The 20,976-nt window shown below is 54.1% G+C and carries 16 protein-coding genes; 6 read left to right on the top strand and 10 right to left on the bottom strand.

Annotated features, from left to right (window positions below; genetic code table 11):
• The first annotated feature begins 27 nt into the window (after positions 1 to 27).
• From ACFQO0_RS13800 to urtE, 6 genes are all read left to right on the top strand, one after another.
• Positions 28 to 744 (top strand): GntR family transcriptional regulator, encoded by a 717-nt coding sequence (locus ACFQO0_RS13800; protein ID WP_382235591.1) that lies wholly within the window; start codon positions 28 to 30, stop codon positions 742 to 744.
• A 235-nt stretch (positions 745 to 979) separates the two neighbouring features.
• A complete protein-coding gene (gene urtA / locus ACFQO0_RS13795; RefSeq protein ID WP_382235589.1) occupies positions 980 to 2,233 on the top strand; it encodes an urea ABC transporter substrate-binding protein in 1,254 nt (417 codons plus the stop codon).
• A gap of 201 nt (positions 2,234 to 2,434) precedes the next feature.
• Positions 2,435 to 4,036 carry an urea ABC transporter permease subunit UrtB gene (gene urtB / locus ACFQO0_RS13790; RefSeq protein ID WP_382235587.1) on the top strand — a complete coding sequence of 534 codons (1,602 nt, stop codon included), beginning with the start codon at positions 2,435 to 2,437 and terminating at the stop codon, positions 4,034 to 4,036.
• On the top strand, positions 4,033 to 5,166 hold the full coding sequence (gene urtC, locus ACFQO0_RS13785; RefSeq protein ID WP_382235585.1) for an urea ABC transporter permease subunit UrtC: 1,134 nt from the start codon (positions 4,033 to 4,035) through the stop codon (positions 5,164 to 5,166). The genes urtB and urtC overlap by 4 nt, the downstream gene beginning before the upstream one ends.
• Before the next feature lie 44 nt (positions 5,167 to 5,210).
• Positions 5,211 to 6,029: an urea ABC transporter ATP-binding protein UrtD gene (gene urtD, locus ACFQO0_RS13780; protein ID WP_382235937.1), complete on the top strand. Its 819-nt coding sequence runs from the start codon at positions 5,211 to 5,213 to the stop codon at positions 6,027 to 6,029.
• Between the two features lie 21 nt (positions 6,030 to 6,050).
• Positions 6,051 to 6,749, top strand: coding sequence for an urea ABC transporter ATP-binding subunit UrtE (urtE, locus tag ACFQO0_RS13775; RefSeq protein ID WP_382235583.1), 699 nt, complete (start codon positions 6,051 to 6,053; stop codon positions 6,747 to 6,749).
• Positions 6,750 to 6,818: 69 nt separating this feature from the next.
• On the opposite strand, the gene ACFQO0_RS13770 is transcribed toward urtE, so the two are convergent.
• The 10 genes from ACFQO0_RS13770 to ACFQO0_RS13725 form a co-directional block, all read right to left on the bottom strand.
• Complete coding sequence (locus tag ACFQO0_RS13770) at positions 6,819 to 7,172, bottom strand: DUF3325 domain-containing protein (RefSeq protein WP_382235581.1); 354 nt, start codon at positions 7,170 to 7,172, stop codon at positions 6,819 to 6,821.
• Positions 7,169 to 8,809: a PepSY-associated TM helix domain-containing protein gene (locus ACFQO0_RS13765; protein ID WP_382235579.1), complete on the bottom strand. Its 1,641-nt coding sequence runs from the start codon at positions 8,807 to 8,809 to the stop codon at positions 7,169 to 7,171. Before ACFQO0_RS13765 ends, ACFQO0_RS13770 begins: the two co-directional genes overlap by 4 nt.
• On the bottom strand, positions 8,806 to 9,096 hold the full coding sequence (locus tag ACFQO0_RS13760) for a DUF3649 domain-containing protein (RefSeq protein WP_382235577.1): 291 nt from the start codon (positions 9,094 to 9,096) through the stop codon (positions 8,806 to 8,808). The genes ACFQO0_RS13765 and ACFQO0_RS13760 overlap by 4 nt, the downstream gene beginning before the upstream one ends.
• A 64-nt stretch (positions 9,097 to 9,160) precedes the next feature.
• The gene (locus tag ACFQO0_RS13755) at positions 9,161 to 9,880 is read right to left on the bottom strand and encodes a DUF4198 domain-containing protein (protein WP_382235575.1); all 720 of its coding nucleotides are present in this window, start codon (positions 9,878 to 9,880) and stop codon (positions 9,161 to 9,163) included.
• Between the two features lie 423 nt (positions 9,881 to 10,303).
• Positions 10,304 to 13,495, bottom strand: coding sequence for an efflux RND transporter permease subunit (locus ACFQO0_RS13750; protein ID WP_382235573.1), 3,192 nt, complete (start codon positions 13,493 to 13,495; stop codon positions 10,304 to 10,306).
• Positions 13,496 to 13,609: 114 nt separating this feature from the next.
• Positions 13,610 to 15,124, bottom strand: coding sequence for an efflux RND transporter periplasmic adaptor subunit (locus ACFQO0_RS13745; RefSeq protein WP_382235934.1), 1,515 nt, complete (start codon positions 15,122 to 15,124; stop codon positions 13,610 to 13,612).
• An 11-nt stretch (positions 15,125 to 15,135) separates the two neighbouring features.
• The gene (locus tag ACFQO0_RS13740; protein ID WP_382235571.1) at positions 15,136 to 16,413 is read right to left on the bottom strand and encodes a TolC family protein; all 1,278 of its coding nucleotides are present in this window, start codon (positions 16,411 to 16,413) and stop codon (positions 15,136 to 15,138) included.
• 103 nt (positions 16,414 to 16,516) lie between these two features.
• Positions 16,517 to 16,873, bottom strand: a complete 357-nt coding sequence (gene czcI / locus ACFQO0_RS13735) for a cation efflux protein, CzcI family (RefSeq protein WP_382235569.1) — start codon at positions 16,871 to 16,873, stop codon at positions 16,517 to 16,519.
• Positions 16,874 to 16,964: 91 nt separating this feature from the next.
• The gene (locus ACFQO0_RS13730) at positions 16,965 to 17,969 is read right to left on the bottom strand and encodes a cation diffusion facilitator family transporter (protein ID WP_382235931.1); all 1,005 of its coding nucleotides are present in this window, start codon (positions 17,967 to 17,969) and stop codon (positions 16,965 to 16,967) included.
• A 172-nt stretch (positions 17,970 to 18,141) separates the two neighbouring features.
• Positions 18,142 to 20,661, bottom strand: coding sequence for a heavy metal translocating P-type ATPase (locus ACFQO0_RS13725; RefSeq protein ID WP_382235567.1), 2,520 nt, complete (start codon positions 20,659 to 20,661; stop codon positions 18,142 to 18,144).
• Between the last annotated feature and the right edge of the window lie 315 nt (positions 20,662 to 20,976).

The raw sequence follows: 20,976 nt of genomic DNA, 5'->3' as shown, positions 1-20,976 counted from the left end.
CAAGCGCCCTTCTTACCTGGAACCATCATGCTCGATTTGAAAGCGCCGCCCTCTTCCGGAAAAAATGCGAACAATCTGGCGATCCAGATTTATACGCAACTGAAAGCGGATATCTTCGATTTTCGTTTGCTGCCTAGCGACAAATTCAGCGAGGGCGATATCGCCACCCGCATGCAAGTCAGCCGGACACCTGTGCGTCAGGCTTTGTTCTGGCTGCAGCGCGAAGGCTATGTCGATGTGAACTTCCGCAGCGGCTGGCAAGTGCGTGCCTTCGACTTCAAGTACTTCGAAGACCTGTATGAAATCCGCATCATGATGGAAACCAACGCCATCGCGAAGCTGGTGGAACAGGACCTTACCGAACGCCTGGCGACCTTGCGTGATATCTGGCTGATTCCGGAAGCGGAATATCTGACAGATCCAACCACGGTTGCCGCGCTGGATGAGGCCTTTCACGCACGGCTCGTTTCTGCCGTCGGCAACGATGAAATGGTACGCATCCATCAAGACGTCACCGAGCGCATACGCATCATTCGCCGCCTCGACTTTACCAAAGCGCCGCGCATCGAAGCGACCTACCGCGAGCATGCAGAAATCCTGAAAAAAATCTTTGCCAAGGATGTCGCTGGCGCACAAAAAATGATTTGCGGCCACATCGCCGAGAGTCAGGCCGAAGTGAAACGCATCACTTTGTTCATGTTGCAGACCGCACGTGAACGTTATGGCAGTCGGGAGGAAGCATGATTGTTTTCCGTATTAGTTATTTGTGTCAGTTTTCCGCAAGTGCTTGACGAACAAATGCATGGTCTGGAATTTGCTGTTTTTTTGAATAAGAACTGACGTAGGGATTTGAATCAAGAACTTGAATCTGAAGTTTGTTTTTTGTTGCTGTTTTTTTGTGCTGTTTTCCATGTTTGTGCATTGCTTGTTTTTATGTCTTTGGTATTGATTTTTTCATTCACTTTAGGAGCTCACCAAAATGTCACGTCGCACACTATTAAAAGCAACAGCGCTAGGCGCATTCGCATTCTGCGCCTCATCCTGGCTCCCGGCTGCGTTTGCCGCGGATACGATCAAGGTCGGCATTCTGCATTCCCTGTCGGGCACGATGGCTATTTCCGAAACCTCGCTCAAAGACGTCGCGCTGATGACGATCGAAGAGATCAATGCCAATGGCGGCGTGATGGGCAAGAAGCTGGAACCAGTGATCGTCGATCCGGCATCCAACTGGCCATTATTCGCAGAGAAAGCACGCCAGCTGATTTCGCAAGACAAGGTATCCGTCGTGTTCGGCTGCTGGACCTCTGTCTCACGCAAATCCGTTTTGCCCGTCTTCAAGGAGCTCAACAGCCTGCTGTTCTACCCTGTGCAATATGAAGGTGAAGAGCTCGAGAAAAACGTGTTCTACACTGGTGCAGCACCAAATCAGCAAGCGATCCCTGCGACTGAATACCTGATGTCGAAAGAAGGCGGCGGCGCCAAGCGTTTCGTCCTGCTCGGCACTGACTATGTGTATCCACGCACCACCAACAAAATCCTGCGCTCGTTCCTGAATAGCAAAGGCGTCAAAGACAGCGACATCAGCGAAGTCTATACACCGTTCGGCCACTCCGATTATCAAACCATCGTCGCTAACATCAAGAAGTTCGCAGCAGGCGGCAAGACAGCGGTGATCTCGACCATCAATGGCGACTCCAACGTACCGTTTTACAAAGAGTTGGGTAATGCAGGCTTGAAGGCAACCGACGTCCCTGTCGTTGCATTCTCGGTTGGTGAAGAAGAACTGCGCGGTGTCGATACCAAACCTCTGGTTGGTCACCTGGCGGCATGGAACTACTTTGAATCGGTCAAGAATCCTGTGAATGCAGCCTTCATCAAAAAATGGAAAGCCTACGCAGTCGCGAAGAAATTGCCTAACGCGAACACGGTCGTCACCAACGATCCGATGGAAGCAACCTACGTCGGTTTGTACATGTGGAAACAGGCAGTAGAAAAAGCCAAGTCCACCGATACCGACAAGGTCATCGCAGCAATGGCGGGCCAGACCTTCAAGGCTCCATCTGGCTACACACTGACCATGGATGCGACCAATCACCACTTGCACAAGCCAGTCATGATCGGCGAAATCAAGGCTGACGGTCAGTTCAATGTCGTCAACAAAACCAAGACCACCATCCGTGCGCAACCCTGGAGCCCCTACATCGCCGGTAACGAAGGCAAGCAAAAAATGTAAGCAACAAGCCTGAAAAGTAATGGATGCAGCTAATCACTGATGCTTCCGGTTACTGATTGTGCTGCTCACAAAATGTGGCACTGCACCGTATCAAGACTTTGATCCGGTGCAGATGTCCGACAGATTCGAGAAGTAGAGTTCCAGTTGCACCCGCAAAACGCCAGACACATATGCATCGTCTTGCAGGCCATTGAAAAGACCATGACACTTCTTCCAAAATTATTTGCAGTAGCCTTGTTAGCTTGCTGCGTACATGCGCAGGCCGCGATAGATGCGACCTTGCTCAAGCCGCTCGCCGGCGACGATCCGGATGCGCGCATCGCCGCCGTCATCCAGATTGCCGCGCTGGTCGATGATGATGCGCGCAAGATACTGACCGCGCTCGATACCGATACGCTGTACGCGACACCCGCCGGCGATGTCCTGATCATCGAAGACACCGATGCCTATAATCCGGCCACCGGCAAGACTGCGCCTGCGCCCAATGATGCGGAAGGCATTAGCGTCAACAACCGTTTGCGAGGCGTGGTGCAAGCCGCGCTATCCGGGTTGAAGCTGTTTTCCGACGATCGCGATACGCGCAAGAGCGCGGCAAATGATTTGCTCAAAGGTGCCGATCCGGCACAAATCTCCCTGATCAACAAGGCACTTGAAAAAGAAGGCGATGAAGAGATCAAGCAGATTCTGCTGCAAGTCGTCGCCACCGCCAACCTGCAGTCACCTTACGCCGAGCAGCGTCGTGCTGCGGTTAAGACTTTGGCGAGCACGACCAACGCCAGCCTAAAAACCGTGCTGGAACACATGCTGGTCAAGAATCCCGACGGCACGTATAACGAGCCGAATGAGGCAGTCCGCATCGAAGTCGTGCGCACGCTAACAGCATTGAATCGTCATCTGACAATTACAGAGTTTGTCGGCAAACTGTTCTATGGCATCTCGCTAGGGAGCGTCCTGCTGCTGGCGGCTCTGGGATTGGCAATTACCTTCGGCTTGATGGGCATCATCAATATGGCGCATGGCGAGATGCTGATGATCGGTGCCTACACTACCTATTTGTGCCAACTGTTTTTCCGCAATTTCTTCCCCGACGCGATCGACGCCTATCTGCTGGTTGCGCTGCCAGCGGCCTTCATCGTGACCGGCGCCGTCGGCATCCTGCTGGAACGACTGGTCATTCGCTGGTTATACGGCCGACCGCTGGAAACGCTGTTGTGTACCTGGGGTATCAGCCTGATGCTGATGCAAACCGTGCGGACCATCTTCGGCGCGCAAAACGTCGAAGTCGCGAATCCCTCATGGATGTCGGGCGGCGTGACCGTACTAGGATCATTGGTGCTGTCCTATAACCGCATCGTGATTATTTTCTTCGCATTATTTGTTGTGCTGGCGGTTTGGCTGATCCTGAATAAAACACGACTTGGTTTATTCGTACGTGCCGTCACGCAGAATCGCCGCATGGCCGATTGCGTCGGCGTATCGACCGGCAAGATAGACATGATGACTTTCGGCCTCGGTTGCGGCATCGCCGGTCTCGGCGGCGTCGCGTTGTCGCAGCTTGGCAATGTCGGTCCCGACCTCGGTCAGGGATATATCGTCGATTCCTTCATGGTGGTGGTACTTGGTGGCGTCGGCCAATTAGCCGGCACCGTGATTGCGGCATTCGGCCTAGGTGAAGTCAATAAATTCCTGGAACCTGTCGCTGGCGCAGTGCTGGCAAAAATCGCCATCCTCGTCTTCATCATCATCTTTATCCAGAAGCGCCCGCAAGGCTTGTTTGCGCTGAAAGGCAGGAGCGTGGAATGAGTATCTCGAATTCAAATGGCGCTTTGACGCTGGTGGCAAAACCGGCGCTCTTTTCCCGCCCGGCATGGAGCGGCATCATCTTCTGCGCTGCCGTTCTTGCCTTGCTGCCGGTATTGAATCTGATTTTTCCTGCAGATCATGCGCTGCATATCTCCAGCTACACGATTGCATTGATAGGCAAGTTCATGTGTTACGCGATGGCGGCGCTGGCGCTTGATCTGGTGTGGGGTTACACCGGGATTTTATCGTTGGGGCACGGCGTATTTTTCGCACTTGGCGGCTATGCGCACGGCATGTATCTAATGCGTTCCATCGGGCGTGATGGCGTGTATCAAAGCAATCTTCCTGACTTCATGGTCTTTCTGAACTGGAAGGAATATCCGTGGTACTGGTGGATGACCGAACACTTCTGGTTTGCCATGCTGCTGGTCGTGCTGGTGCCGGGCATACTCGCTTTTGTATTCGGCTACTTCGCTTTCCGTTCCCGCATCAAGGGCGTGTATTTCTCCATCATCACGCAGGCGATGACCTTCGCCTTCATGTTGCTATTCTTCCGTAATGACACCGGTTTTGGTGGCAACAATGGCTTTACCGACTTCAAACGCATACTCGGCTTCACGATCACCGATCCATCGACCAAGGCAGCGCTGTATCTGGTGACACTGGCGTTCTTGTTAGGCGCTCTATTCCTGTGCCGCGCAATCGTTACGTCCAAACTTGGACGTGTCCTGCAAGGCGTACGCGATTCCGAATCCCGCCTGATGTTCATCGGCTACAACCCTCTGTGGTTCAAGCTTTTCGTCTGGACCTTGTCGGCAGTCTTGTGCGGCATCGCCGGGGCCTTGTATGTGCCGCAAGTCGGCATCATCAATCCTTCCGAAATGTCGCCAGCCAATTCAATTGAAATGGTGATCTGGGCTGCGGTTGGTGGTCGCGGGTCGTTGATCGGTCCGATCATAGGTGCGTTCACTGTCAACGGTTTGAAGAGTTGGTTCACTGCCGCCTTCCCCGACTTGTGGCTGTTCGCGCTGGGCCTGATTTTCATCCTGGTCACACTATTCATGCCGCAAGGCATTCTGGGACTGGCGAAGAAATTCAAGAAACGCGCTAAAACCGAGGAGGCAGCATGAGCAACATTAACAAGGTCATGCATCCTATTGATCACGCCGGTCACATGCTTGAAGACAACGAGCTGGGCGAAGGCGATGTCAGTTACGGTCGCATCAAGCCGGAAGGCGTCGATACCGCACACGGTGCGATTCTGTATCTGGAAGACATCACGGTTTCCTTTGATGGCTTCAAGGCGATCAACCAGCTGAACCTGGATATTTCGGTAGGTGAACTGCGTTGCATCATCGGGCCTAACGGTGCCGGCAAAACCACGATGATGGATGTCATTACTGGCAAGACCCGCCCTACTTCTGGCACGGTATTTTTTGGTCAAAGCATAGACCTGACCAAAATGACCGAATACGAAATCGCGCATGCCGGCATAGGCCGCAAGTTCCAGCGCCCAACCGTGTTCGAACACCACACCGTCTTCGAGAATCTTGAGCTGGCGATGAAGATGGACAAGCGCGTCAAGACCACCTTGTTTGCACGCTTGAATTCCGAACAAATAGGCAAGATCGAAGAAATTCTCAAGTTGATACGCCTGCACGGCAGCGAACATAGACTCGCCGGCCTGCTGTCACATGGACAAAAGCAATGGCTGGAAATCGGCATGCTGTTGATGCAGGAACCACAATTACTGTTGCTGGATGAACCTGTCGCTGGCATGTCGGATGCAGAAACCGCGCGCACCGCAGAGCTGTTGAACGAGTTGCGCGGCAAGCATTCGATCATGGTGGTGGAACACGATATGGGCTTCGTTGAAGAGATTGCACAAGGCGGCAAGGTCACCGTACTACATGAAGGTTCGGTACTCGCACAAGGAACCATGCAGCAGGTACAGGCGGATGAACGCGTGATTGAAGTGTATCTGGGCCGCTGAAAACAGGAACGGGAAAACAATATGCTGCAAGTCGATCAATTGAATCAATACTATGGCGCAGCGCATACCTTGCGTGGTGTGTCCTTGTCGCTGGAAAAAGGCAAATGTCTGACGCTGCTGGGTCGCAACGGCGTCGGCAAAACCACCCTGCTGAAATGCCTGATGGGCGTCTTGCCGACGGCAGCCGGCAATGTTTCGCTGGATGGCCGCGACATCACCAAACTGAAACCGCATCAACGCGCGCAACTCGGGATCGCCTATGTCCCGCAAGGACGCGAAATCTTTGCCCGACTGACGGTGGAAGAAAACCTCTTGATGGGGATGGCTACCAAATCCGGCCGCAAGGCTTCGACCATACGCGGCGAAGTGTATGAACTGTTCCCGGTGTTGAAAGAAATGTTGCACAGACGTGGCGGCGATTTATCCGGCGGTCAGCAGCAACAACTGGCGATTGCGCGTGCGCTACTGGCCGATCCCAAGTTGATCATCCTGGATGAACCGACCGAAGGCATACAACCATCCATCATCAAGGACATCGGTCGCGTGATTCGCCTGCTGCGCGAGCGTGGCGATATCGGGATTTTATTGTGCGAACAGTATTTCGATTTTGCGCGTGAGCTGGCCGATAACTTTATCGTCATGTCGCGTGGCGAAGTCGTCGCATCCGGCACCGCAGACCAAATGGATGATGAAAGCGTGAAACGGCATCTGGCGGTATAGAAAAGGCCGGATCAACATTCGTCAATCCGGCCCTTTCTATTCATCGGCATCATTGCAAATATCTACATATCAAGACGATAGCCACAGCATTCCCAAAACGACAGAAAGCAATGCGGCAGCCTTGCCGAATCTGATCGCGCGATGCGGCGCATAGGTCAGCAGCAACACCAGCAGCAAAGCGCCTGCTGTCATGATGCCCAAACAGAGTACCGCGCCGATCGTCCAGCCTTCCAGTTTGACACTCACCGCAAACGTAGCGATCAAGGCCAGGGTTCCAAGCAAACGGCATTGATTGCGTGTGCGTCGATCAGGCTCCTGCCCGCGTCCGTGTATGTCTGCGTAGTGCCTGTCCATTCCTACGCTGAGTGCAGTCCAGCCGGCATAGGCGAAGGCAAGTCCCGATATAACGCCCAGGGCAATCATGTTGCCTCCCACAGCGTGGCATGCTCACCATCTTTCGGTTTAATTTCAATCGCCTTGTCTTTTGCATTCATCTTGAGTGCCAATTTTTTCGAGGCCAGTCTTTTTGCTGCATAGATCAGCATCAGGCCGAAACCGAGTACAAACAAATCGAAACCGGCAACCGCGAATGGCCCTTTGCCCTGCAACAGCGTGACGCCCAGATGTGAATCCGTGGTGAAAACATTCAATACCGGTAGCAATGCAAACAACGCGCCGCCGACCAGCAGTTGCAATTGCCACATGCGCCGATTCGGACGTATCTGCGCAAGGATGGCAGCGATGCCCCATGCAATGAAGAACCAGCGAATTTCCGCTTCAGATCGTTTCTCCAGCCCCACTTCCAGCAGACGATTCGCCCAGAAATAGCTGGCCAGTGCAATCGGCAAGCCGGCAATGGCCCCGATATTCAAGCCGTCAACCAGGCGCAGGCCAAAACCGACGCGCCCGCCTTTGGCCAATACCTTGGCGTAACCCTGACGCTTTTTGACCGCCCATAGCAAGGCACCGGTGCCTACCATTGCGCAGCCGGCCAGACCGCACAGGAAGAACAAGGTGCGTATCAGCGGATTGGCAAATTCAGCGACATGCAAGCCGAACAGCACGCCGCGCGATTCCGCCGCGCCACTGGTTTCATCACCCATGGTGGAAATCATGGTGCCGCTCACACCATCGAATTGCATCGATTGGCGCAAGTGCGACAGCTTCTTTTCCCGTTCGCGGGTGATCTGTATCGTTGCGTTGGCATCACCCGGATTGTTGATCACGATGCGGCCGATTTGCCCGCCATCCCAGTGTTTTTCAGCCTGTGCAATCATCGGTTCCAGCGGCGCCAAGGTTGCCGCCTGACGCGCCGGCTTCTTGATTTCGGCCTGCCGGAAAGACTCGGCAAGGAAGGCCTTTTCATCCCCGTTATAAGCGACTTGTGCACCGTAGGGCATGTACATGAACATCAGGGTTACCAGGCCGGAATACGTGATCATCAGGTGATACGGCAAAGCAAGCACGGCAACGGCATTGTGTGCATCCAGCCAGGAACGCTGACCTTTCTTGGGACGGAAGGTAAAGAAGTCCTTGAAGATGCGCTTATGTGTGATCACGCCGCTGATGATGGCGACCAGCATGAACATCGCGCAAAAGCCGATGATCCAGCGCGCCCATTTGGCCGGCATGTAATGCAAATCGTAGTGCAGCCTGTAGATGAAATCACCGCCGCGTGTTTCTCGCACTTCTGCCAGACGTTCGCCAGTAGCTGGATTCAACTCGGCATTATTAAATTTGCCGCGCCCTTTTTCACCTTTGACCGGCGGACTGGTCCAGCCTACGCTGAGTTCGGGATTGCGTTGCGTCGGCAAGGTAATGAACCAGCGTGGCGAATCGGCGGCCTCCTTCTGCAACATGCGGATCGCATTCTGTGCGGCAATATCATTCGATACCGGCGTGACGGCCGCCGCGTGCAATTCCGGCTTCATCCACAGAGAAATTTCATCCCGGAAGTAAGACGCAGTCCCTGCGACAAATACCAGGAACAATACCCAGCACACAAGCAGTCCGGCCCAAGTGTGCAGCCATGCCATCGACTGGCGAAATCCGTCTTTCATGCTGCACTCCGAAGCAAGAACAATCCCGCACCCATCAATAGCGTGGGCACGCCTATGCCTAGCCAGGCACGCAGCGCATCACGCGCAGCAAACACCCAGATCGCGGCACAGGTATATACAGTGAACGACAACAAGGTTGCAGTCATGACCGCATCGACGCGCGGCATAGGGAGTACGACCGACAGCACCGCAGTCGATACCGCCGCCAACGCATAGCCACCAAGAATGGCGGCAATCGCCCTTGAAGCGACACCTAGGCGATACCGCACGTTTTCATTCAGTTTCATTATTGAATTACTCGTTCTTGTTGCCGTGTTAATTACTTTTCGCTTGTGTACTTTTGCCAGCGGCTCACTTGTTAGGAGTGGCTGCCGGAGCGGCGGCGACAGCCTTGATGCCTTTGGCCTGCGTCAGCGACAATGTTGTCACGAAACTGGCGACGTCATAAGGTCTGCCATCACGCTCACCAGCTGTTTTGTCGGTGTGATGCACTTCCAGCACGTAAGTCCCTTGCCATGGCAGATCGAATGTGACAGCGCCCTGATCGTCAGACGTAGCTTCCCTCGACCAGCCGGATTGCACCACGATGCCTACCTTGGTTTTTGGCAAAGGCTGGCCTTTGTAGTAGACCTTAAACTCGCCCGGCTTGCCGCTAGGGACAATATCCAGCGTTAATTTTGGTGCCTGGGCCGCATCCGATGTAACGAGGCGTGCGGCCGGAGTCCAGATGCTGCGCACGATGGTGTCACCTGTCTTTTTCTCGAAGCCTGGGTAGCTGGCTTCTTCGACAGTAATGGTTTGGTTCTTGCCGGCGCGTGCCGACAAGGCAAACGCATTTGCTTCCTTGCTCAAGGTCAAAGCCTGATCGCCCTTTTCACTCGACAGCGTGGCACCAGGTTTGCCGAATTTATCCAGCAAGCCCGGCGAGGTTTCGCGCAGATTTTCGCCAAACTCACCGAAATAAAGGTGCGCCGCTTTCGGGGTCTGTTCCAGCCATACTTGATGCGCATGGGCAGCTCCGCCAAACATCAATGCGGATACGAGGGGTAACAAGGCTAAACGTCGTTTCATCACGGACTTCCTTTTCTTTTATGCTGGAAAAATCGGCTTGCATGGCGTTGCAGCAAATGGCTCAACGCTAATGAGAATAATTATCGTTAGCATTCTAATGAGAATTGACAACTTCAGCAAGTAATTCAGCGAGTAATAGATGAGCGCACGAACCAGGAGCGACAATATGTCGTAAAACGCGAAAGGAAAAGAAGAAAGGGAGGCGCTGGTTTGCCTGGCAACCTTGCATATCCGCAGGGAATTTCTACCGGCATCCTGCAGTTTTATTCTGCCCAACAAGCCAGATGAAGTAGATAAAAGCGCTTGTTAAAAGTAGGTTTTAAGCCGATGCAATACCAATGGGCCATGGGCGGCGAGGTCGTATCAGATCCGACCCCGCGCTCGCTTCACGCCTGTTGCCAGCCTTCTTCCGCAAGCCTGTTACTAGCGCCAGAAAACCAGCCGGGAAATCCACGAACCCTTGTCAGCGGCGTCTTCATCCGCAGACTCTTCTCGCCGGTGAACCAGCTGATAAAGCAGCGGCAACACCAGCAAGGTCAGCAAGGTTGACGACAGAATACCGCCTATGACCACGGTTGCCAGCGGGCGCTGGACTTCTGCACCGGTCCCGGTGGCCAGAGCCATCGGCAAAAAGCCCAGCGATGCAACCAGCGCGGTCATCAACACGGGGCGCAGTCGGGTCAACGCACCTTCGTGAATTGCGACATCCAGCGAGCGCCCTTCTTCACGCAGACTGCGTATGAAGGAAATCATCACCAATCCATTGAGTACCGCAACCCCGGACAAGGCGATGAATCCGACCCCGGCAGAAATCGAGAGAGGAATATCACGCAGCCACAGCGCGACAATCCCGCCTGTCAATGCAAACGGCGCCCCGGTGAAAACCAGCAAGCCATCCTTCACATTGCCGAACATCGCAAACAGCAACAGGAAAACCAGCAACAGCGCCAAAGGCACCACAATTTTCAGGCGCTCAGTAGCAGACTGCAACTGCTCAAAAGTACCGCCCCAACTTATCCAGTACCCGCTCGGCACCTTGACCGCTTGTTGCACTTTTTGCTGAGCCTCCGTGACGAAGGAGCCGATGTCGCGCCCTCTGACATTGGCACTCACTATGACCAGACGCTTGCCGTTTTCACGGCTGATCTGGTTGGGTCCCGGCGCCAGTGTCAACGTGGCGACGTCACCCAGTTGCGTATAAGCAGGTGCATTCGATCCAAGACCATTGCCGGGAGGCAAACGGATGGGGATTTTCTTGATGGCTTCGATATCGTTGCGCAGAATTTCCGGTAGGCGCACGATGATATCGAAACGCCGGTCGCCTTCAAACAGAACGCCGGCCTCACGACCGCCCACTGCAATCGACAGCGCTTCTTGCACGTCGCCGACATTGACACCAAACCGTGCGACTTTCTCCCTGTCTATCTGGACCGTGAGCATGGGCAGGCCCGTGGTTTGATCGACTTTGACGTCGGCCGCACCGGATACGCCGGACAGCACATCTGAGATCTGATCCGCGGTCTCATTCATCGTCGCCATGTCATCGCCGAACACCTTGACCGCAACATCGCTGCGCACGCCCGAGATCAATTCGTTGAAGCGCATTTGTATCGGCTGCGTGAATTCGTAGTTGTTGCCCGGGACTTTGGCAACCGCTTGCTGCATTGCGCTGAGCAGCTCTGCCTTGCTGCGTTTGGGTGTCGGCCATTCCGACTCCGGCTTGAGGATCACGAAGGTATCCGCCACATTGGGCGGCATCGGATCTGTGGCGATTTCGGCCGTACCGATTTTTGCAAACACACGACTGACTTCTGGAAAATTCCTGATGTTGCGCTCCAGTTCGGTTTGCATCTCTATCGCCTGCGTCAAACTGGTGCCCGGTATGCGCAAGGCATGCAAGGCGATATCGCCTTCATTCAGGCTGGGGATAAATTCGCTCCCCATGCGCGTCATCAACAAACCGCTCAACACGATGACGACGCCCACGACAGTCAGCACCAGCGGCTTGCTGATCATCGCCCAATTCAGCATGGGCTCGTAACGACGCCTGGACCAAGCCATCAGGCGATTTTCCTTTTCGCTGACCTTGTCTCCTATCAACAAGGCAACGGCGGCCGGAATGAATGTGAGCGACAGTATCATTGCGCCTACCAGCGCAGTCACCACCGTAAACGCCATCGGATGGAACATCTTTCCTTCTACGCCGGATAGCGCAAAGATGGGCAGATACACCACCATGATGATTAACTGACCGTAGATCAGCGGACGACGCGCTTCTTTCGATGCTGCAAACACTTCGTGAAAGCGCTCGTTGCGCGTCAATCCGCGTCCGGCCTGGGCTTGGGCATGCGATAGACGACGTATGCAATTTTCGACTATCACAACGGCGCCATCGATGATGATGCCGAAATCCAGCGCGCCCAGACTCATCAGGTTTGCACTGACCTTGTTGCTGACCATGCCGGTGAAAGTAAACAACATCGCCAGGGGAATCACCATCGCCGTGATAATCGCCGCACGTATATTGCCGAGGAACAGAAACAGAATCGCTATGACCAGCAAGGCACCCTCGATCAAATTCTTTTTCACGGTCGCTATCGCCTTGTCGACCAGCACCGTCCTGTCGTACACAGTATCGGCGACGATGCCGTTCGGCAGACTGCGATTGATTTCCCGCATCTTTTTATCAACGGCAGCCGACACGGCACGGCTGTTTTCGCCGATCAACATGAAGACGGTTCCCAGCACGACCTCTTTGCCATTCTCGGTTGCTGCACCGGTGCGCAATTCCTGACCGATCACAACATCGGCCACGTCGCCTATCCGCAAAGGCACACCCTGTCGGGTGCTGATCACAATGTTGGCGATATCCCTGAGGTCCGTAACCTGCCCCGGCGCGCGTATCAGATATTGCTCGCCGCGCTTCTCGATATAGCCTGCGCCTACATTGCTGTTATTGCGCTCCAGCGCCGTGATCACATCATCCAGCGACAAACCATGTGCAATCAATTTTTCAGGGAAAGGTGCAACCTGAAATTCCTTGGCATGACCGCCTATCGTATTGATCTCAGTCACACCAGGTACATTGCGCAATTGTGGTTTGATGATCCAGTCCTGAATTTCGCGCAAATCAGTGGGCGTGTAAGGTTGGCCGTCCGGCTTCAGCGCACCCGGCCTGGCTTCGACCGTCCACATATAGATTTCACCCAGCCCGGTGGAGATAGGCCCCATGGCAGGCGCCAAACCGGGAGGCAATTTTTCTTTCGCCTCCTGTATGCGTTCATTTACCAGTTGCCGCGCAAAATAGATATCGGTGCCTTCCTTGAATATCACCGTGACCTGCGACAGACCGTAACGCGATATGGATCGGGTCTGTTCCAGAAACGGCAAGCCAGCCATCTCGGTTTCAATTGGAAAGGTAATACGCTGCTCCGCTTCCAGTGGCGAATAACCCGGTGCGCTGGTGTTGACCTGCACCTGCACATTAGTGATGTCGGGCACTGCATCGATAGGCAGCTTTTGATAGTTGTAAATACCGAGCGCCGCCATACCGGCGGTGATTAACATGATCAGCCAACGCTGCTCAATTGCAAAACGAATAATTTTCTCAAACATGTTTTTCCTCAATCCATGACTAAGCAAATGCAAGGCAAATGACACGCGCCACGCAAGGCTGGAGCGAGCAGATACGCTGGCTCCGCGACGATCATATTTTTCATTCCGATCGCCTTAATGGTCGTGGCTGGCACTTGACTTGCCTAGCTCTGCTTTGATGAGAAAACTATTGTTGCCGGCATATTTTTCACCAGCATTCAATCCCTTGAGTACTTCAACAAACTTGCCATCGCTACGCCCCAGTTCCAAAGGTCGTGCTTCCAGCTGTTGGTCATAGCGACCAAATACGATGCTCCAGTCACGTACTGTTTGCATCGCATCGACCGATACGGCAACCGGCACATCCACTTCGCCGGCGATCAGCTCTACATTGACGGGCAAGCCGGGACGCCAGATTCCTTTGGGATTGGATAGCAGCAGTCGCGCTTTGGCGCTGCGTGTTTGTTCGCCGACCAATGCCCCGATGTATGAAACGCTTCCGACATCTTGCTCATCGAAAGCGCTGGATTTGACCGCGCCTTTTTGTCCGGTTTTCAAGAGGTTAATATCCTCGGCGCGCACAGTCAGGTCTACCCATACGGTAGACAAGTCAGAAATCACAAAGATGTTGGCATCTTCTTTGGTGACTGAACCGGTAGAGATGCGCTTGTCGGTAATCACGCCATCGATAGGCGAACGAATTTCATACTGCGTCAGGTTGGCAGATGTGGCTGACGCGCCCAATGCTGCGAGTTTTTGCTGTGCACTCTGCGCCATGATTTGCGCTTCCTGCATCGCTGCCCGGGCTTGCAGATAATCCTGTTCGGCAGAAATTTTCTCTTCCCACAGCATTTTCTCGCGCTCGTACGTTGTGCGCGCCAAGGTGAAACGCTTTTGCGCGGACAGTAATTCGCTGCGTTGATCCGACAGAGATTGACTGGAAATAATCGCCAGCACCTGGCCTTTGCGTACTTGATCACCTGCGTTGGCCCGTACTGATTCAACAATGCCGGCCAGACGCGGCACGACATACACTGTGCGATCATCATTCAGGCGGATTTCCCCTATCAATTGCAAACTGGTTTTGATACGTGCAGGGCCGGCGGTCAGTATCTGTACACCATTTTGTTTCAATTGCTCATCGCTCATCGCTACCCTCGCCTCTTCCTGCGAGTAGGAAAATTGATAAGGCTTGTCCTCGTGCCGCGCATTGATGGTGACGTCAAAGGAATGCGGTTCCTCAACGATGGCATTGCCCTTCAGGTAATCCCCTGTTTTTACGAAGGTGAATACTTGCGGTGGACGGCCGAGGCGATCCAGCGTGACGCTGACCTGGCTCGCACCTGGATCGAGCTGCTTGCCGCTCTTGTAAGCGTATAAACGGAATTCAGGTTTCACCCCTTGTTCAAAAATAGTGACTTCAAGAGCGTAACCATCTTTGCTGAACAACTTGCCGCCATGCGGTCCCTTTTTTAATTCAGGTTCCGCATGATTTTTTTCATCAGCATGATCTTCTGATTCGGCATGTCCATGGGCATCGCCCCCAGACTTGTTTTTACCCATGCCAAGGATCAGGCCACCCAGCAGCAGGCCGACAGCGATGACGATAATAATGATGGTGCGTTGTTTGTTAAGTGGTGTGAATTTCATCATGGCCTCTGTTACTTGATGGCAGAAAATGGTTCGCCCAGCAGGCGGTCTATGTCAGTTGCTGCACGATAGGTTTCAGCCAGCGAGCGTAAATATTGCGATTTGGCTTGAAAAAAAGTACGTTGCGCGTCCAGCACTTCAAGGAAGCTGAACTTGCCCAGTTCGAACCCTTTTGTCGTTGCTTCGTAGTTGCGTTGCGCCCCAGGCAGGATGTCCTTTTTCATCAATTCCATTTCCAAACGCGCCGTGCTGAAGCGACCATGTGCCTGTCCCAGCTGCATGTTTAAATTGACTTCTGTCGCGATGAGTTCATCGCGGGCCTTGTCAGTGCGACGCAGCGATTCGACGACGTTGCCTTGATTGCGATCGAATACGGGCAATGGCATCGATAATCCGATCACGGCCTGATTGCGCCCCATCTGTTCATCACGCTTGCTACCCAGGCTGAGCGTGACATCGGATATCCGCCGAGTGCGTTCGACTTCCGCCATTGCCTGCCTGCGCGCGACTTCCATTTTTGCGCGCAGCAAAGTTGGCGACTGTTGCAAGCGTTGCACCAACTCCTGCAGCGAGGACAGCACTGGAATATCGGTCGCAGGATCTTCCACTCGCTCGAAACGCGGGCTGACGTCGGCCCACGTCGCGGCCAATTGTCGACGTGCCGATTCCAGCTCGTTTGCCGCTTGCGCGAGCTCGATACGCACGCCGGATTCCGCCACGCGTGCACGTGTTTCTTCAACCGGAGAAATTTTTCCGGACAGCACACGCCTGGATGCAATCAGCGTGGCGCGCTGTGCCAACACGACGCTTGCTTCGGCGAGCTGATAACGTTCCTGCGCAATCAAGACATCGTAGAAGGACGCGATGACTCTGGCACGGATGTCGGCCCGTTTTTCGCTGAGCTCCATCAGTGCCAAGTCACGTCCGCGCTCTGCTGCTGTTACACGTGCACCGCGCTTTCCACCGAGTTCAATGGCCTGATTGATTTGCACTGTGGTCGTGCGAGTTTCGCTTCTGGTGTCTTCAACTAATACGGCAAGCTCTGGATTTGGGATGAGACCTGCTTGCTGAATCGTGCCTTCAACGGCTTGCGCCTCCCGCCGTGCCGCTGCGATTTCCGGGTTGGCATTCAGCGCCAGGTCCAGGGCAGCGGCCAGCGTAAGGCGCGTTAAAGCAATGGGCTGCGCAATGTCGGATTGCGATGTCACGCCGGCATAAGACGCCGTTTGTGCATGAACGGGAAATGCTAACGATGCCGCAAACAAAAGCGGCAATATAGACTTTTGCATCGAATTTCCTTGGTAAACAGACAAAGCAGACAAAGGGAATCCGACGACCTGCGCTAGAAACTACATCGAAAGTAGAAAATATAGAGAAAGAGCGGGCGCCGGATCAGGAAGCGGCGACTGCCCATTTGGGACGTTCAGGTCGGGATGGGCGACTTGAAGCAAGCAAGGAATTGTCAGTGATGGTGAGTGAAGTACTCAATGCATCAAAAGTGATTGATGGCGTGATAGTCAACAGAGCCACGCCGCCCAGGTGGCAGGACGTGCAATCGCCATCAACTGCGGACGCCGACTTTGAAATATCCGTCTTTAACTCGTCTGCAGATGCGATGTGCTTATGCTCATGATGTCCGAAATGCACCGTCTTCGGATTGGTTTCATGCTCGCAATACACGGCTGCCGCGGCCCAGCTCAGCTGGAGCGGCACAACGATGAGCATGAAAATTATCAGAAGGCGTTTCATAAGTAAGCGGGATTTTATCCCATTTTTTATATTGTTCCTTGATGCATATTTCCTCGAAACCGCAGATCAATCGAGCTGGCGCAAGCCATGATCAGTTGTTCGCGCACGGCTTCTGAATTCCGCCAGGAGGATCGACCTGCACGGTTGCGTGCTCGATGGCATGCTGATTCTTTAATCGCGCCACCACCAACTCTGGCAGCGCGAGAGGGTCTGAACCCGGTGCAGGTGTGACGTGTATGGTTGCCACAATGCTGGTGTCGGTCAGTGTCCACGCATGCAAATGCCCTACTTCTGCAATCCCTGGCAAGGCGGCAATATCCGCTTCGACGCCCTTGATATCCAGACCGCGCGGTGTACCCTGCAAAAGAATGAAAATCGAATCGGACACCAATCCCCATGCGGACCGTACCACCAGTACCGCAACCAGCACCGACAAGATGGGATCGAGCACGGTCCAGCCGGTGAGCATGATACCGATCGCCGCCGCAATCGCGCCTACGGATCCGAGCAGATCACCTAGCACGTGCAGCAAGGCGCCTCTCAGATTGCCGTCGCCCTGATTCCCACGCAATAACACATACGCGCCGGCCAGATTCACACACAATCCAATAATCGCGACGACCAGCATCGGTCCGGCGAGTACTGCAGTTGGCGAACGAAAACGGGCGACCGCTTCCCACGCAATCCAGGCCACCAACAACAGCAGCGCAGCACCGTTAGCCAAAGCCGCCAGCACGCGTACACGATGAAAACCGTAGGTTCTCAACTCATCGGGCGCACGTGCCGCTACCCGATAAGCGATCAAAGCCAGCAACAAGGCCGCCGCGTCAGACACCATATGTCCGGCATCGGCAATCAAGGCAAGCGATCCCGACATCCAGCCGCCCACTGCTTGTACTGCCGCATAACCGGCGGTCATCAAAAAGACGATCCGAATACGCTTTTCGTTTGCTTCGGTTACTGAAGGCGCATGACTGTGCGCACCACTTGAATGATCATGTCCCGCGTGGTCATGTCCTGCATGCGCATGCGGGGAATGATCGTGGTGGTGCTCGTCATGATGATTGTGATCATCGTCTTCACTGTGCGACTTGATGTGCTGCTGACTCAAAGTAAATTTCCTTATCGGCTCGCAAGCGATACAAGCTTGAATATCCCTACTCGCGAAAGTGCCATATCTATCAATATTGTTTGCAGCAAGATTATCTCAGTTTGCGTAATACAGCGGCACCGGAGATTTTCTCAAGCCCCTTCTGGCTCTGGTCAATTCATGGTGATAAGTGCGTGTTATCGGTCGCTGACGGTGGCTGAAATTTCTTCAGGCGCAGTGCATTTCCCAATACAAACACTGACGACAAGGCCATCGCACCGGCAGCAAACACCGGGGACAGCAGCAAGCCGTTGACCGGATACAGCACGCCCGCCGCCAAAGGGATCAACGCGCAGTTGTACACAAAGGCCCAAAAGAGATTTTGCCGAATATTCCCTATGGTGGCCTTGGATAGCGCGATGGCGTTCGGCACGCCTTGCAGATTTCCTGACATCAGGACCACATCTGCGGCTTCAATTGCGACATCGGTGCCGGTACCTATCGCGATCCCGATATCGGCTTGAGCCAGTGCTGGCGCATCGTTGATGCCATCACCGACATAGGCCAGCCGACCATAATCCCGTTTCAGTCGTTTAACTGCCTCCACTTTTCCGTCGGGCAGTACTTCGGCGATTACTTCATCAATATGCAATGTACGCGCGATTGCCTCACCGGTTCTGCGATTGTCACCGGTGATCATCACGACTTTTAATCCGAGTGCGTGCAGTGCATTGATGGCATCGACGGTCGTCGTCTTGATCGGATCCGCAACTGCAATGATGGCAGCCAGCCTGCCGTCGATCGCGGCGTACAGGGGTGTCTTGCCTTCATCTGCGAGTTGCGACGCGATAGATGCAAAAGCGGCAGGCTCGAGCCCCAGTTGCCGCATATAACGATCTGCACCAATTTCAACGCGTGTTTCTGTTCCGTCCAGGGCTACGATTGCGCGTACACCAAAACCCGTCACGGAATCAAAACTATTCACTGTCGGCAGCACCAAGCCGCTGGCTTGCGCCGCTGCGACAATCGCACGCGCAATCGGATGTTCGGATTTGGCTTCAACTGCGGCAACTTTCGCCAGCACCTCATCACGCAGAAAACCATCTGCGACCGTCATGTTCGTCAGTGCCGGTTTGCCCTCGGTAAGCGTGCCTGTCTTGTCGACCGCGACCACTGATGCTTCTTTCAGTAGCTGCAGCGCCTCACCCTTGCGGAAAAGTATGCCCATCTCAGCGCCGCGTCCGGTTCCCACCATGATGGAGGTCGGCGTCGCCAATCCCATTGCGCATGGACACGCAATAATCAGGACGGCAACTGCATTGACAAGACCGTATGTCAGAGCCGGCTCGGGGCCGAAGAAAAACCAGATCAAAAACGTCAGCGCGGCCACGCTCATGACAGCCGGTACAAACCACATCGTGACGCGATCGACCATCGCCTGAATCGGCAACTTCGAAGCTTGCGCCTGTTCAACCATCCTGATGATTTGCGCCAGCACTGTTGCGCCACCAACTGCCGTCGCCTTGATGGCAAGCGCACCAGTCTGATTGACGGTGCCACCCACGACGGCGGCTTCCCGTATCTTCTCGACCGGCACAGGCTCGCCGGTAATCATCGACTCATCGACAAAGCTGGCACCCTCGAGCACCACGCCATCAACGGGAATGCGTTCACCTGGGCGAATTTCAACAATATCGCCAGTGAGCACATCGCTAATCGGTAAATCCATGACAGTTAACTCTCTGCGCACGCGCGCAGTTTTTGCCTGCAAGCCCACCAGGCGTTTGATCGCTTCGGAGGTACGTCCCTTTGCCTTGGCTTCCAGAAAGCGCCCCAGCAAGATCAGTGTCACGATGACCGCTGCCGCTTCGTAATAGACCGCAATCGTGCCGCTCGGCAGCAAAAACGGTGTAAAGGTCGCGACGACGGAAAAACCGTAGGCAGCCAGAGTTCCGACCGCGACCAGGGAGTTCATGTCCGGCGCGCGCCGCCATAATGCGGGCAAGCCTTTTTGATAGAACCTGAAGCCGGGGAACAACAGAACGATGGTGGTCAGGAAGAATTGCAACCACCAGCTCGCCTGCATCCCAATGGTGGCTCCTATCCATTCATGCATGCCGGGAATCAGGTGCGCGCCCATTTCAAGGACAAATACCGGGGCGGATAACACGGCGGCAATCAGCAAATCCCTATGCAGTAACTTGAGCTCTTCATCACGCCGTTGCGCTGCCGCGTCATCGCTGGTCGTGGTCTGCTCTATCAATGTCGCCTGATAACCTGCTTTTTCAACCGCAGCAATCAGCGCACTGGCATGGACCTTATTGCTGACCACCACGTTGGCACGCTCTGTCGCCAGATTCACTGTTGCAGACTGCACACCTGGAGTCGCCAATAGCGCACGCTCTACTCTTCCGACGCAAGAGGCGCAGGTCATTCCATCGATGTTGATGTCGATAGAACTCGCGGACGGCACCTCGTACCCAGCCAACTCTATCGCTTCAATCAGGGCCGAGCGTTCGACATCATTTCCCAACTGTATAGTGGCGCGCTCGGTCGCCAGATTGACCGAAGCCTGTTTTACGCCCGGCACGGCTTGGAGCGCTCGTTCTACCCGCCCCACGCAGGATGCACATGTCATCCCCTCGACGGAGAGTGAAATATCCGGACGAATTTCGATTTCCTGACTGGATTGCTTCATGACGCTCCTCAATAAGATCGATATCCATACCCGACTCTAATCCTTCCCATGATTGGAAGGTCAAGTCTTAAATCATTTTTCAGCGAGATGTGCTTTTTTCCGAAATCACGGAGACATTCGAATCAGTTTATATACAGCGCAATTTATATAGGGCTTTTACGTAGAACAGCCTTCTTTTTAGAAAATCTTTATTCCCCGATCTATAAGCTGCGTTTCAAGATAGCGAACACAGATTTCCATACGCGTATTTACTCGCGAGCAGCACTGAAGCTAGCGGCTTTGTTCGCTGTCACTTTTAGTTAATAACGGAGGAAT

The sequence above is a fragment of the Herminiimonas aquatilis genome (assembly GCF_042665175.1).
Classification (GTDB): domain Bacteria; phylum Pseudomonadota; class Gammaproteobacteria; order Burkholderiales; family Burkholderiaceae_D; genus Oxalicibacterium; species Oxalicibacterium aquatilis.
Note: the sequence above shows the minus strand (reverse complement) of the source record. Positions and strands in the feature narration are given on the sequence as shown.